Below are 14,508 nucleotides of genomic sequence, written 5' to 3'. Positions count from 1 at the left end.
TTCCTCTATCAAACAACAAGCAGTATTTGCCAATGACTTTTTACTTTTTAGCTGCCGCTATTTTATGTGTTTTCCCGCAGTGTAAACTCTCTGTATTTCGCCAACCATTATGGCAATACTTATTGCTGCTAAGTGTTATTAGCGCCTATTATCAAGAATATATAAATTTAAACGCGGTTGCTGTTATAGCTGTTTATGTGGGATTGTTTCACTTTACGCTATTGGCAACCTCAGCGTTAAAACGTAATGTTCTAACGTCTTTATTTATAACAGCCTCACTCGGGTTGGCCTTACATTGGTTTGCGGGTTTTAATAACCTGCCTATTGTTGTTAATGAACAAATCACCAGTAACGCAATTGCATTTACCTTGTATGCTAATTTTGATAAAGCATTAGCGGGTTTAATGCTGAGCGCTTATGTTTTTGAAAAAAATAAAACGGCAAAGCCAGTAACTATCGGCTACCCTGCTTTAATCATAATTATCACTATTTTAGCGGCGCTCATAACTGCTTTAACGTTAAACCTTGTTGAATTTGCGCCAAAAGTACCTGAATTTTGGTTGTTATTTATAGCTATCAACCTACTTTTTACCTGCGTTGCAGAAGAGGCATTATTTAGGGGAGTGATACAAACTAAGCTTTCAAAACTAATAACCCCGAGCAGGTTTGCACTGCTCGCACCGGCTATCAGTACTTGTGTATTCTCACTGGCACACTTTTCAGCGGGTACTCATTATATGCTCGTGGCGGCCGTTGCAGGTTTTGGTTATGGCTATATTTACTATAAAACTAGCCGATTAGAATGGGCCATTTTATGTCATTGGCTCGTTAATGTGTTTCACTTTTTCTTATTTACTTACCCTATGCTGGCAACTCCATCTTAGAATTACAGGCACAAAAAAGCCGCTTAAATTAAGCGGCTTTTGAATCTGTAACCACGATTACGCACTTGGGTAATCGCGGTATGCGCGTTCTATCTTTTTAGCCTGCTTTTTAGAAATACCTAAATGAGCCAACGCAACACGTAAACGTGCACGCGATAGGTCAGACCCTAAAATCTCCATTGCATCTAATACCGAAGTTGATGATGTTTTGCCGGTAATAGCCACAAATATAGGCTCTAAGAAATCTTTAATTTTAAGCTCGTGGAAGGTGGCTACTTCTTTTGCAATTGCAAAAATAGCTGGCTTTTCAAAGCTACGTAAGCCTTCTAGCTGCCATACAAAAAATTGTAATGCTTGGCGAATAACATCTTCGTCAGCTTTACCGGCTGTTAATAGCGCAGGATCGTAAGTCGGGATACCGCCTACAAAGTGCCCTGCTAAATCAACCATGTCAGAGAGCGTATTTATACGCGTTTTAGCTTCCGGTAATACTTTAGCAAGCATGTCGCCATTAAATTTCCAGTCAACAAAACGCTGCATTAGCTCTGCATCAGTTAGGTTTTCGCGGATCCACATACCATTTAACCAGCTTAACTTGTCTACGTCGAATACTGGGCCACCAAGCGATACACGCTTCATGTCAAAATGTTCAATCATTTCATTAAGGGTGAACTTTTCACGCTCATCAGGCATTGACCAACCCATACGGCCCAAGTAGTTAAGTACCGCTTCTGGTAGGTAACCCATTTCTTTATAGTAATTAATAGAGGTTGGGTTTTTACGCTTGGACAATTTTGATTTATCTGGATTACGCAATAATGGTAAGTGACCTAATACGGGTGCTTCCCAACCAAAATCTTCATAAAGTTTTAATAGCTTAGGCGCTGAGTTTATCCACTCTTCACCACGGAAAATGTGGCTAATTTGCATATGATGATCATCCACCACGTTAGCTAAAAAGTACGTTGGAAAACCATCCGCTTTTAATAGCACTTGCATGTCTACGTTTTCCCACGGGATCTCAATTTCACCACGTAGGTAGTCGTTAAATTTAAACGTGCCTTCGCTTGGGATTTTCATACGAATAACGTAAGGCTTACCCGCTGCTAAGTTTGCTTTAATTTCGTCTTCTGTATGGTTTAAGCCACGGCCATCGTATTTAGGACGCAGACCTTCGGCCATTTGTTCTTCACGCATTTGGTCCAGTTCTTCGCTGGTTGCGAAACAGTAAAACGCTTTGCCGTCTTCAACTAACTGATGGGCGTATTTTTTATATAAATCACTGCGCTCAGATTGACGGTATGGACCAAACTCTCCACCTACATCAGGACCATGATCCCACTCAAGGCCTAACCAGCGTAAGCTATCCATGATGGCTTGTTCAGATTCTGGTGTGCTGCGAACTTGGTCAGTATCTTCAATACGAAGTACAAATTCACCGCCTTGCTGTTTAGCAAAACAGTAGTTAAATAAGGCAATGTAAGCGGTGCCAAGATGCGGGTCACCAGTTGGCGACGGAGCAACACGGGTACGAATTGTCATGGTAATGTCTCTTTTAATAAGTGAGATGGTATGAAATACCAATAAATATTTTAAGCAGCTACTTTGTTTAAGTAAGCAATAATATCGTTTGATTCATAAAGCCATTTTACTTGGCCATCTTGCTCAATACGTAAACAAGGTACTTTAACTTTTCCGCCTTGCTCTAATAGCTCTTGGCGGTATTGCTCATCATTTTTTGCATCGCGTGTTTCAATTTTTAAGCCTTCACGCTTAATTGAACGGCGCACTTTTACACAAAAAGGGCATGCTTTGAATTGATAGAGCTTAAATTGTGCGGTTTGCTGATCAAGCTTAGTTTGCTCTTGCGGATCACGTTTTTTGCTACGCGGCGTAAAAACAAAATTAAAAAATAAGATGATACAACCTAAAACCCAGCGAACTAATTTCATCTTCAATACTCTTTACAACAAATTTAAGGTGCAAGATTTTAACACAAAAAAGCGCAACACTATAAGCGGATTATACGTTGCGCTATGTCGTTAAAAAAGTGCTTAATTACAACACCACCATATCATCTCTGTGTAGTACTTCCACGCCGCTATCGTAATCAAGTAATTGGCTGATTTGATTAGAATGTGCGCCTTTTATTTTATCGATTTCAAGATGGCTAAAGCGCGTTAACCCGCGTGCAATAATTTGCTGATTTACATCAATTAAGTTAATTAAATCTCCACGTTCAAATTCACCTATTGCACGCGTAATGCCTTTAGCAAGTAAACTGGCGCCCTTAGATTGCAATGCATGTACCGCACCGGCATCAATTAAAATTTGGCCGCTACTTTTAGGCCCTGCTAATAACCATTTTTTTCGGCCATCTTTAGGGGCGGTAAGTTTTAAAAAACGGGTGCCTGGCAGTTGCTCGCTCATGCATTTTAAAATCACATTTTCATCCGCGCCTTTGGCAATAATCACCTCAACCCCAGCTCTTCTGGCAATATCGGCTGCCTGTAGTTTGGTTGCCATACCCCCTGTGCCTAGGTTTGTACCACTGCCACCCGCAAGTTGGCGTAACTCATCATTAATATGGGTAACTTCATCAATCAAGGTGGCGTTAATGTCAGTGCGCGGATCGCTGGTAAATAACCCTTGTTGATCGGTCAGCAATAGTAATTTATCGGAATTGGCCAAAATAGCCACTAATGCCGATAAGTTATCGTTGTCACCTACTTTTATTTCACTGGTAGCAACCGCGTCGTTTTCATTGATGATCGGCACAACATCATAATTTAATAAGGCATTGAGAGTATCGCGGGCATTTAAATAACGCTCTCTGTCGTCAACATCGGCGCGCGTTAGTAGCATTTGCCCCACGTTAACACCATACAACGCAAATAAACTTTGCCAAATATGAATGAGCTGCCCCTGTCCAATGGCGGCCAACATTTGTTTGTCTATTAATGTGCGCCCACAGGGTTTTAATAACTGTTCGCGACCTGCGGCAACCGCACCGCTTGATACTAAAATAACCTGATGACCTTGCTTTTTTAGCTCACAGCATTGGCGAACAAGTTCCACCATGTGTGCTTTGTCTAACTTATCGGTACCGCCAGTGAGTACGCTTGTACCTAGCTTTACAACTACGACCTGATCCCTTTGCATGTTTTTTACTTAGCGCAATAAATGATGAATTTATTTATACCAGTTCGGTATTTTTGAACAAGTAAAAAATATTCAATCACACCGTCGCCGTGCTAGGATCGCACTATATTCAACCGATTAAATTACACCTTATGCCTGCCAGTTTATGTTTAATTATTGCCACCTTTTTGTGGGGTAGCTCCTTTATTGCACTTAAATACGCGATTGCGATTTATGATCCGGCCTTGGTGATATTTTTGCGTATGCTCACCACTTTACTGATTTCGTTATGTTTGTGGCGTTACGTAATTCGTTTTGAATATTTAAAAGGCGATTGGAAGTATTTATTAGGCATGTCGCTGGCAGAGCCTTGCTTGTACTTTTTATTTGAAGGCCACGCAATGGAGTACACCTCAGCGTCCCAAGCGGGGGTTATTGTGTCTTGTTTACCCATTATTGTGGCATTTTTAGCATTTTTCATGCTCAAAGAACATATTAGTAAAGCTATTGTGGTGGGTTTTACGCTGTGTATTGGCGGCAGTATTTTATTGACCTTGCTCTCACCGAGTTCAAGCCAAGCACCAAACCCGTTATTAGGGAATTTTTTAGAATTAATGGCCATGGTGTGCGCGGCATTTTATACCGTGTGTATAAAACATTTAGCTAACCGCTACTCCCCGCTCACACTGATTGCTTTGCAAGGCGTGAGTGGTAGTTTGTTTTTTGCTCCATTTTTATTATTTATTGACCTACCAAGCGAAAACCAACACGATTTAACCGCACTAATGAGCATTTTGTACTTAGGCTCTTGTGTTACTTTGGGTGGGTACGGCATGTACAACTACGCGATTAGTAAAGTGTCGGTGTTAACCGCAGCAGCTTATTCTAATTTAATCCCAATTTTCACTTTAATTTTGTCAGCCATTATTCTTAACGAAGTACTGACACTTGGCCAGTGGATCAGCATATTTGTGGTGTTTATAGGCGTAATGATAAGCCAACGCCATCAAGAACTAGTGGTCGATATTCCTAACGCCACCTCGGGTGAGGATATTTCAGCCGACACTAGCCACCTTAAATCGGTACCCGAGGCCAGCGAATCAAAAGGGTAACAGGTTAATAAATACAGCCCTGCTTGATGCAAAAAATCGGTGTTGTACTGATTAATTACCTCAACATGTGTCACTGAATAATGCTGCACTTGGCCATTTTGTAATTGCAGAGAAAATTGCTCCCCAACTTTAGCGTTTTTTAAAAACGCAAAGTGGGTATCGTTGTGCCCGGCAATAAGTGCTCCTTGCGAATTACCAAAATCAGCCCCACCCAATTCCCCTGCTGGTAAAAAGTGGCTCGGCGCAAACGCTAAATTTCTACCACTTGCGCCATCGAGCACGGTTAGTCGTTTATTATGCTTTGGCCATATTATTTGTGCCACTGGGTAACTATCAGCATAAAACCACGGCTTAATTTTTTTATTGGGTGATTTAAGGGCTGTTTGCCATGCTTGCTCTATTAACACTTGTGCAAGCCATGCCTTTGCCTGCATATATGCACCATGGCCAAATAAGGTCAGTCCTAAGGCTAGTAAACCTATGCTCAACCACTTTTTCATTTACAGCGCCTTACTAACAACAGGCCACCTAGTAGCATTAAAGCTCCAAACACAATATGCATTTTGCTTTGCCCATCAGTTTGCGGCAAACGCATACTCATTCCTTGTGGCATTAAATTAGCCACTTGTGTAGTTTGTTTAGCAACTTCTTTAATGGTGCTCTCTTCTATGGCAATAAACGCAGTAAATGGGCTAAGTAACTGATGCTCAAGCGCAAGTTGCTGCACTTGCTGTTTTACTTCACTTTGTTGGTTGTATAGCAATAATGACTTTATTTTTTGACGTGCCCAGAGCTTATCAATTCCTGTGGCTTTTGAGCTTGCTTGCGAATTAAGCTTAACCTTAAACTCCCCATGCGTTGTTTGCCCAGTAAAAGTAATTGTATCGGTAGTGTCTAATTTAATAGCCACCATAATAGGCTCAGCAAAATACAGATCCGGTAATGGGGAGGGCCAAAAATCTAAGCTGTCTCCATTTGTATTTGTTAACGCTAAATTAGTCATCGCCGGGTGAGCAAGTTTATCAAACAACTGCTGCATTTTTGGCTGCACATCAAAGGTGCTACCAATAAAGGTATAAGACCCCTTACCTATATCAGCAGCGCGGCGCATAAAAAAGCGATTAGGTGCGCTACCAATGCCGACGGTAAATAAGCGGCTGTCACCTAAAGTGCGCGCAATACTTTTAAATAACTCATCTTCGTTACTCACGCTACCATCGGTTAAAAACACCACTTGGCGTACAAAACCCTCAAATTGCGCACCATTAAGTACGGCATCAAGCGCACCTTGTATTTCAGTACCACCGTCGGCTTGCAAGTTATAAATAAAGCGCCTTGCACGGCGTAAATTAAAGTCACTAGCAACTAAAGGGGTATCACTCATGGCAGTAACCTTATTATTAAAGCCAATAATATTAAAGCTATCATCACTATCAAGTAACGAGAGTGCGTAAAACAATGCTTTTTTAGCTTGCTCCATAGACTGCCCATGCATAGAGCCCGAGGTATCAACCACAAACACCATTTCACGCGGCAAACGCTCAGACTGGGTAAACTGATCGCTTGGCGGCATCAACATCGCTAATGCAAACTGCTCACCATTTTTTGCTTGCTGAGTAAAAAGTGCGGCTTGAGCTTGCGCTTTTTGTAGTGGCTTAAACTCCAGTACAAAGTCTTTATTTATTGCTTGCTGTGGTTTTAGCACAATGCTGTATTGCCCAAACGCAGAGTTTTCAATATTTACCTGATGGTACTTAGCGTTTATATCAACCAATTCTAAGCCTATATCCATGTTAATTGTTAAGCTTAAATCGCTGGCATTAGCCGCCTCATTGGTTTGCTTTGTATAAATAGGGCTTAACCATCCTTGTGGAGTAAACGAAGATGTATGATCACTTTTTACCGTACGCTTATCTTGCTCTTCGTTCAGTTTCCCTGTTGTTGCATGATAGCGTGGCGTTATTGTGGTTGGAAAATGAATCGCAAAGGTTCCATGCTGGTAATCAATAATCTCTTGATATTCAAGCGTTATAACAATCTCTTCACCAGGCCCTATATTCGCCACATTTGTAATAAACATATTTGCACGCTGCTGTCGCAGCAATGAAGCTTGTTTGCCTGCTTTTTTGGCAGTTTGATACTGTTTTTCTGCTTGGTGTTTTTTTGCTATTTTACCGTGAATCACTCGCTCACCAATACGCATGGTCATTGCTTGCACGGCGCTTTCATCGGGTAAAGGAAAAACATAACGTGCATTTACTGCAAAAGGATTTTCATTTATGTAGTGCTGCGTTACTACAACATGATTAATTAGTCCTGTTAGGGTCATTTTTGCATCGCTTTTTAAAATCACCCCAGGATTAACCGCCACTCCTTGGCTATCAAACAAGGATAGTTTTGGCGACTGTGCATGGCTTTTAAAGCTGGCTAAAAGCACGATAATAATAAAAATAAAAAGGCTTACCTTGGTAAGCACTTTGGTGGGTTTACTCAACATAAATCACTCCATCGAACGCACGTTGTTAATTGCTTGCGGTTTGATTACTTGACTGATTTAACGCACGAGTAGTGAGAGTAACGCGTCTGTCAAAAAAGTTATCTTCAAGGGTGTTACTGTTTGCTATGCTTTGTTGCTCGCCAAACGCTTGTGTGCTCAAACGTGTATGGCTTACTCCCTGTTTAATTAAGTAACTTTGTACGGCGTTTACTCTGGCTTTTGAAAGTAATAAATTTGCTTGCTCTGCACCACGCTGATCGGCAAAGCCACTTAAATCGAGTGCGAGTTGCGGCTGGCTTTTTAATAACGCTACCAATTGATCAAGCTGCTTGGCAAAATGAGGAGCAATATCGCTAGATCCAGTTTTAAATTGCACTGTCATCGCCAATAAATTATTAAGCTGTGATTGCGTTAGTTGCTCATTTTGCTGCGCCAGTAGTTCAAGTTGCGCCTCTAGGTGGCTGTTATGATTAAGTACGTGCTGGTAGTCGTTGGTTTTCTCTGCCATTACAGTTAAAGCTTGCTGCTGCTCAGCAATGGTTTGCTCAGCCACCTTGGCATCGCCAATTAAGCCACCAGCAAATGCACCTACAAACGCGCCAATAGGCCCACCAACAACGCCACCGATAATGGCACCTGTGCTTAGGCCGACTATGGTTTCCTTTTTTGCTTCTTTCGATGGAGTATCCGCGGCAAAAGCAGGAGCGCAAAAAGTACTAACGAGTGTGAGTGCGATTAATGTTTTCTTCATGATTTATTCCTTACTATTGGTAATGGGTTGGCAAGCTATTGGTTGGCACTTGCGTTGTATCTATAATTTCAATAGTTGTATTAAAACAGCATGAAGTGGCAACAAAGGGGATCAAAAATGGCAAACTGCTGAGCAATTGTGGCAAAAAAATGGCAATTGTGTTTTTAACCGTACTTAGCGCAAAAACTTCGCTATAGTGCGCCTAAGTCAATATGAGTAATTAATAAAAATGAAGAAAATAGCCATCATTGAAGATGAAACCGCAATCCGCGAAAACTACATAGAAATGCTGAGCGCTCAAGGCTATCAGGTGAGTGGTTATGAAAACCGCCCTCAAGCAGAAGCGGCCTTTAAAGAAGCGCTTCCCGATTTAGCCATTGTTGATATTGGTTTAGGCCATGAAATAGATGGCGGCTTTTTACTGTGCCAAACACTGCGTTCACTGTCTAAAACCTTACCGATTATTTTTTTAACCGCTCGCGACAGCGAAATAGACACCGTATGTGGCCTGCGCATGGGCGCCGACGACTACTTAACTAAAGATATTAGCTTAGCCCATTTAGCTGCGCGTATTGGCGCGCTATTTCGCCGTATGGAAGCATTAGAGCAACCCGCCGATGCTAACGCATTAATAACTCGTGGCCAACTAACGCTCGATACGCAACGCATGCAGGTGCTTTGGCAACACCAGTTAGTTGATTTAACCGTGACTGAATTTTGGATGCTGCATTCACTCGCCCAGCGACCAGGGCACGTTAAAAGCCGTAACGATTTAATGAGTGATGCTAAAATTTATGTAGACGACAGCACCATTACCTCGCATGTAAAACGTATTCGTAAAAAGTTTATAGCACTCGATAGCCAGTTTGACTGTATAGATACCGTGTATGGCATGGGCTATAGGTGGGAGCAACCCACATGCTGAGATTTGGCCTACGCAGTAAATTTATCCTACTTTCGTGCTTTTTGTTTTTGTTGCCATGGTTAGGCTACGAATATGTATGGGAAATGGAAAAGTTTTTACGCCAAGGCCAAGAAAAAACGTTGGTAGGCACTACACGCGCACTGGCCACGGCCCTGCATGAACGCCCCGCTTTATTTGACGAACAAACCAACTTTTTAGATCAAGTTGTAAAAGGTCGCGATCTCTATGCTTATAATTTAAAAAGCCCGATTCAGCTCGATGGCAAACTCAACGACTGGGACGCTTATCAATCGCTGTTTTGGCTTTATGATAAACGCTACTTACAAACAGCCAATGATAATCATCAACTGAGCAACTTATCATTTAGCCATATGGTGGGTAAGTTTGATAATTACTTATATGCAGTATTTAAAGTCACAGATGATGCTTTAGTTTACCGTGCTAAAAATAGCCTCAGCATTACCAATAATGACTATGTAAAAATTGGCCTAAAAAATCCTGATGGACAATTTAATACTTATATTATTGCTCCGCGCCAAGATGGCTGGGTCAACGCATTTGATGCCTACAGTAAAATGCCTTTTACTAAAATTCAGGGTTTCTTTAAAAAAACTGAAACAGGTTACAACCTTGAGCTGCGCTTTCCTTTGAGTATGCTTGGCAATAAACTGGGGTTTGCCATTGCTGATGTTGATAGTAAACAGCCAAGCCAAACACCTAATATCATGTCTACATCCAACTTAAATAACCCAAATGATTTAGGCTCAGTACTGGTGCCCTCCCCTGAAATAAACCGTATATTAAAAGGCATGGGCCACAGCGGCAGTCGCATTTGGGTAGTCGATAATCATCACCGTGTTTTAGCGCAATCGGGCAGTATTCAAAATGCCGATGGCGTATGGGCTGATGGGCTAAAAAATCAAGCGCCAAAAACCGCATGGCAGCGCTTTGAACAGACCTATTTGCATCCTTTGTACTATAAAATTTTAACCCGTCCCGAAGATGAGTTTATAGACACCCTACACGATGTCGCCTCAATGCAAGGTACTCATTTAGCCAAAGCACTCAAAGGCCAACCGGCCTCGTCTTGGCGACTCACCCCCGATAACAAAGCGGTAATATTATCGGCCGCGTATCCTATTTGGATTGAGGATAAGGTTATTGGGGCAGTTATAGCTGAAGAAACCACCAATGGCGTGCGTACACTGCGTAATAAATCGCTGGAAAAACTATTTAATGTGATTTTAGCGGTCATGTTAATTGGCACAGTCACTTTGTTCTTTTTTGCCTCACGTATATCAAGTCGTATTAGGCGACTACGCGATACAGCAGAGCAAGCCATTGATGCACAAGGGCGGGTAACAGGCTATATAAATTACAGCGATGCCAATGACGAAATTGGCGATTTATCGCGTAGCTTTTCAAATATAGTGAGCCGCCTTGGAGGGTATACCGATTATTTAGAAAATATGTCGTCGCGCTTATCTCATGAGCTGCGCACGCCGGTTGCGGTTGTACGTTCATCACTTGAGAACTTACAAAGCTTGCAGCAAAGTGAACTGAGTCAAAAATACCTTGAGCGTGCCAGTGAAGGAGTTGAGCGTTTAGGGAAAATAATTACCACTATGAGTGAAGCAACCCGCCTTGAGCAAAGCATTCAAAGTAATGAGCCAGAGCCGTTTGATTTACAAAAAGTGATTAGTGGTTGTATGCAGGGCTACCAACTTACTTACCCTAACCAGTTATTTACACTCAACATTTGCCAAAGCACACTGCCAATGCAAGGTGCCCCTGAATTTATAGCGCAACTGCTCGATAAGCTAATTAATAATGCCTTGGAATTTAGTGAAGCTAACACCGCAATTGAAGTCAGCCTGAAGCAAAGCGAAAACAAAGCAACATTAACGGTAAGTAATACAGGTACTTTATTGCCTGAGGGACTTACTGAACATATTTTTGACTCTATGGTATCGGTGCGCAGCCAGCAAATGCAGCAACAACCGCATTTAGGTTTAGGGTTATATATTGTCAGGTTGGTGTGTGATTACCATAACGGTACAGTAACAGCACACAATAATGAGCAAGGCAACGGTGTGGTGTTTACCGTGAACCTGCCTTTAAATAATTAAACAAAAAGCGGTTTAATTATAAACCGCTTTATTTTAAAGCTTTGCAGTTACAATTTAATTCACACTCAAGTGTAACGATTCACTTTTAATTCATTCGCTCAGTCTTAGTCTACTCACCTAGGAGGAGTCAAAATGAAAGAGTTACTAGAACCCGAAGAAATAGAGTTTATTCTCGATTTATATCGTCCTAATGCAGCCAATAACCATGCTCAACAGGGCGCGACTAAAAAGCACAAGGTAAGTAATAAACAAGCCATGCAAGCTGAGGCTTTAGCTCGTAGTGCTTAACGACACAAACCTTACAAGTTAGCCATTAAGCTGTAAAAACGCTTTAATACAGTCTATTTCTGCCTGTTTGACCGTTTCGCCTATTTCGGGGCCTTTTTTACCGCTTTTAAGTGCATGTTGCACAATTTGTTTTTTATCCATTTTTTGTAGTTCGTTGTGAATAGCACGTAATTTAGCGGCTTGTGGATAAGGCTTATCTACCAGCGTTTCGCCTCGTCCTTGTGCATCACACTGACATGCTTGAGTAAAGGCAATAAAACGCTCTGGATGCACTAGCGCATTTAAATTAGTGACGATTAATTTATGAATAGTTTGCGGTCTTAACTGTTCAAGCGTGTGGCAAAGTGTATGGTTATCACTGGTAAGCACGCCTATATCACGAAAGCGATTAGGTACTTTTAAACGTTCACAAAAGGCCTCAACCACCGCAACCCCTTCACGTTCATGGCCGCGTAAATTACCGCGTTTTTTATAGCTTAGTGCTTTACCAAAATCATGAGTTAAAGCAGCAAAACGCGTTTCTAAATTAAAGTTTAAATCGGCTGCTCGCCTAAGGACTAACATAGTATGTACAAACACATCGCCCTCGGGGTGATGATTTGCCGGCTGCGGGGTGTTTTTCATTTGCTCTATTTCAGGAAAAATACCTAACCCATCTAATGCTTGAAAATAAAGCTCTGGGTGTTTTTCACCAAGCGCTTTTTCAGTTTCTAACCACACGCGCTCTGGCACTAAATGTTCCAGCTCGCCTTTATTTTTAAGCTCATGCATTAATGCAGTAGTACTTGGATGAATAGACCATTCACTACCATAACGGGCTAAAAAACGGGCAATACGTAATACCCGAACCGGGTCTTCTACAAATGCGTGTGTGGTGTGGCGCAGCACTTTATTTTTTAAATCATCTTGACCATTAAAAGGGTCAATAATAGTGCCGTTTTCGTCAAGTGCCATAGAGTTTATGGTTAAATCTCGGCGTGCTAAGTCTTCTTCAAGCGTAACATTGGGGCTCGCATCCACTACAAAGCCGGTATAACCTTTACCACTTTTACGCTCAGTGCGCCCTAGTGCATATTCTTCTTTAGTGTGTGGGTGTAAGTAAACGGGAAAATCGCTGCCAATGGGTAAAAACCCAAGCGCTTCCATAACCTCTGGCGTTTCACCAATAACAACGTAATCGTTATCTTTTGATTGTATGTTTAGCAGTTTATCTCGTACTGCTCCGCCAACTAGGTAAACTTGCTTTAAGCTTTGTTGCACTTTATCCCCAACCACTACTTTTAAGGTTTTCTTTGATGTTAATCATACCTAATCGCAATTTAAAAATCAGTGTTGTTTGCCAAGCTTTAGTAAGCTCATTACAATAGTGCATTATTTTTTTATACCTCAACTCATCTTAACTAATGAAAAAACACTCAGCAAAAAAAGAACTTAGGTTACTGCCCATCCTTTTGATCGTTATTATTATGTGTGTTGCGGGGCATTTTTTGCTGCAAGCTAATTTTCAAGACAGTCATTTGGTCGAATACCTATTAGCCGCGATTCCATTTGCCATGTTTGGTTTAGTGATAGTGGCCTTTAAAATGGCCGCTAAAAGTGAGCAACAAGAAAGTGATGAGTAAATAAGTTACTGATAGTTTTTTTCTGCTTTAGTGACTTTATATAGGTAGCGTCTTGATTCCGCTCGAGAGTGCTTAGTGGTGAGAATGTTATAAAACTGGCTTGAAGTAAGCTGATTTATTTGTGAAAACGCCACACTTCTATTTTTATTAAATATACGCAATACATTACCCGCCCCACCGTTATAAGACGAGATCATGGCAAAGTGCTTACTTTTATCAGTATTAATTTTATGTAAGTAATTATTTTTTAAAATACTTAGATACGCGCTGCCAATATCAATATTATGTTTTGGATTAAACAACACTGCTTTGGTTGGCTGCCCGGGTACTTTTTTAATTTTTTGATACACATCCCGCCCTGCAGTTGCGGGGATCACTTGCATTAATCCATATGCGTTTGATGAGCTCACCGCATGTGGATTAAAGCTACTTTCGGTTTCAATAATGGCATAAATAAGCGCTGCTGATATTTGATATTTTTTTGCAGCCGCCAGCACATAATCACTGTACTTTTGCTTTCTTAAATGGGTGTTTTGCTCCACTAAATCAAAGCTAACCGACGAAATAACATGTCCATATTGTCGTTGCTTTTTTAAGTTATTATTTACTAAATAACGCGCAAACCGATTCGCCCGCCAAGAGTATTTTATTGGTAACTTATCTTGGTCGAGTACTTGTTGATATAAAAACGGTTCGCCTTCTAATATGGGGGCTTCGCTGGTAAAAATATCGGTTTTATCGGGGTCGCTGGAGGTCAGTAGGGTCATAACAATGGCCTGCTGTAACAAGCTTATTGTATTTTTTAACGCGATGGTTTCTACTTTTACAGTGCCTTGCTCAAAATCAATAATGGCACGAGCTTGGTAATCATTACTGTATTTGACGTATTTTTTTGCACTAGGCTGTTGCGTATTTTGCTTACCCCACTTGCGCCCAACAACGCTTTCTAATGCGGCTAAAAGCTGTTTTACGCTACCAACCTGCGCTTTAATAGAGCGGTGTGTTTTTTGAGCTTGCTTGTGAATTGCAACCACATTGGTCGGGTCGTTTTTTACTTGCTTTACCAGTTTATTTAAATCAACAACGGGCGGTAAACCCGACAGTGATTTACAGCCACTTAAGCCAACTAGCAAAAGTATAAACGCATACTTTTTCACAC

General features: G+C 41.3%; 14 protein-coding genes. 6 read left to right on the top strand and 8 right to left on the bottom strand.

Annotated features, from left to right (window positions below; translation table 11 throughout):
* Positions 1 to 32: 32 nt before the first annotated feature.
* Positions 33 to 884 carry a CPBP family intramembrane glutamic endopeptidase gene (locus BM380_RS08045; RefSeq protein ID WP_090493886.1) on the top strand — a complete coding sequence of 284 codons (852 nt, stop codon included), beginning with the start codon at positions 33 to 35 and terminating at the stop codon, positions 882 to 884.
* 57 nt (positions 885 to 941) lie between these two features.
* Here BM380_RS08045 and gltX read toward each other — a convergent pair whose 3' ends face one another.
* From gltX to proB, 3 genes are all read right to left on the bottom strand, one after another.
* On the bottom strand, positions 942 to 2,426 hold the full coding sequence (gene gltX, locus BM380_RS08040; RefSeq protein WP_036956570.1) for a glutamate--tRNA ligase: 1,485 nt from the start codon (positions 2,424 to 2,426) through the stop codon (positions 942 to 944).
* 50 nt (positions 2,427 to 2,476) lie between these two features.
* Positions 2,477 to 2,836 carry a glutaredoxin family protein gene (locus BM380_RS08035; RefSeq protein WP_008111110.1) on the bottom strand — a complete coding sequence of 120 codons (360 nt, stop codon included), beginning with the start codon at positions 2,834 to 2,836 and terminating at the stop codon, positions 2,477 to 2,479.
* Positions 2,837 to 2,942: 106 nt separating this feature from the next.
* Complete coding sequence (gene proB / locus BM380_RS08030) at positions 2,943 to 4,046, bottom strand: glutamate 5-kinase (RefSeq protein WP_090493884.1); 1,104 nt, start codon at positions 4,044 to 4,046, stop codon at positions 2,943 to 2,945.
* Positions 4,047 to 4,177: 131 nt separating this feature from the next.
* Here proB and BM380_RS08025 point away from each other — a divergent pair, with 131 nt between their 5' ends.
* Positions 4,178 to 5,137, top strand: a complete 960-nt coding sequence (locus tag BM380_RS08025) for a DMT family transporter (protein ID WP_041695769.1) — start codon at positions 4,178 to 4,180, stop codon at positions 5,135 to 5,137.
* Here BM380_RS08025 and BM380_RS08020 read toward each other — a convergent pair.
* The 3 genes from BM380_RS08020 to pdsO are packed head-to-tail and all read right to left on the bottom strand — an operon-like array spanning position 5,032 to position 8,385.
* Positions 5,032 to 5,637: a class GN sortase gene (locus BM380_RS08020; protein ID WP_090493882.1), complete on the bottom strand. Its 606-nt coding sequence runs from the start codon at positions 5,635 to 5,637 to the stop codon at positions 5,032 to 5,034. The genes BM380_RS08025 and BM380_RS08020 overlap by 106 nt on opposite strands.
* A complete protein-coding gene (locus BM380_RS08015; protein ID WP_090493881.1) occupies positions 5,634 to 7,634 on the bottom strand; it encodes a marine proteobacterial sortase target protein in 2,001 nt (666 codons plus the stop codon). The genes BM380_RS08020 and BM380_RS08015 overlap by 4 nt, the downstream gene beginning before the upstream one ends.
* A gap of 25 nt (positions 7,635 to 7,659) precedes the next feature.
* Positions 7,660 to 8,385, bottom strand: a complete 726-nt coding sequence (gene pdsO / locus BM380_RS08010; protein WP_090493879.1) for a sortase-associated OmpA-like protein PdsO — start codon at positions 8,383 to 8,385, stop codon at positions 7,660 to 7,662.
* Between the two features lie 229 nt (positions 8,386 to 8,614).
* On the opposite strand from pdsO, the gene pdsR reads away from it, so the two are divergent.
* The 3 genes from pdsR (at position 8,615) to BM380_RS18315 (ending at position 11,727) form a co-directional block, all read left to right on the top strand.
* The gene (gene pdsR, locus BM380_RS08005; RefSeq protein ID WP_028835728.1) at positions 8,615 to 9,310 is read left to right on the top strand and encodes a proteobacterial dedicated sortase system response regulator; all 696 of its coding nucleotides are present in this window, start codon (positions 8,615 to 8,617) and stop codon (positions 9,308 to 9,310) included.
* Positions 9,304 to 11,439, top strand: a complete 2,136-nt coding sequence (pdsS, locus tag BM380_RS08000) for a proteobacterial dedicated sortase system histidine kinase (RefSeq protein ID WP_090493878.1) — start codon at positions 9,304 to 9,306, stop codon at positions 11,437 to 11,439. Before pdsR ends, pdsS begins: the two co-directional genes overlap by 7 nt.
* A gap of 132 nt (positions 11,440 to 11,571) precedes the next feature.
* Positions 11,572 to 11,727 carry a hypothetical protein gene (locus BM380_RS18315; protein ID WP_010387666.1) on the top strand — a complete coding sequence of 52 codons (156 nt, stop codon included), beginning with the start codon at positions 11,572 to 11,574 and terminating at the stop codon, positions 11,725 to 11,727.
* A gap of 18 nt (positions 11,728 to 11,745) precedes the next feature.
* On the opposite strand, the gene BM380_RS07995 is transcribed toward BM380_RS18315, so the two are convergent.
* A complete protein-coding gene (locus BM380_RS07995) occupies positions 11,746 to 12,987 on the bottom strand; it encodes a multifunctional CCA addition/repair protein (RefSeq protein WP_090493932.1) in 1,242 nt (413 codons plus the stop codon).
* Positions 12,988 to 13,130: 143 nt separating this feature from the next.
* On the opposite strand from BM380_RS07995, the gene BM380_RS07990 reads away from it, so the two are divergent.
* Positions 13,131 to 13,349, top strand: coding sequence for a hypothetical protein (locus BM380_RS07990; protein WP_024602373.1), 219 nt, complete (start codon positions 13,131 to 13,133; stop codon positions 13,347 to 13,349).
* A gap of 5 nt (positions 13,350 to 13,354) precedes the next feature.
* Here the strand turns inward: BM380_RS07990 and BM380_RS07985 are convergent, their stop codons facing one another.
* Entirely contained in the window at positions 13,355 to 14,506 is a 1,152-nt protein-coding gene (locus BM380_RS07985) for a murein transglycosylase domain-containing protein (RefSeq protein ID WP_090493876.1), read from the bottom strand.
* Positions 14,507 to 14,508 lie beyond the last annotated feature (2 nt).

This window comes from Pseudoalteromonas sp. DSM 26666, assembly GCF_900116475.1.
GTDB lineage: Bacteria > Pseudomonadota > Gammaproteobacteria > Enterobacterales > Alteromonadaceae > Pseudoalteromonas > Pseudoalteromonas tetraodonis.
This window is presented reverse-complemented; position numbering and strand designations above follow the sequence as displayed.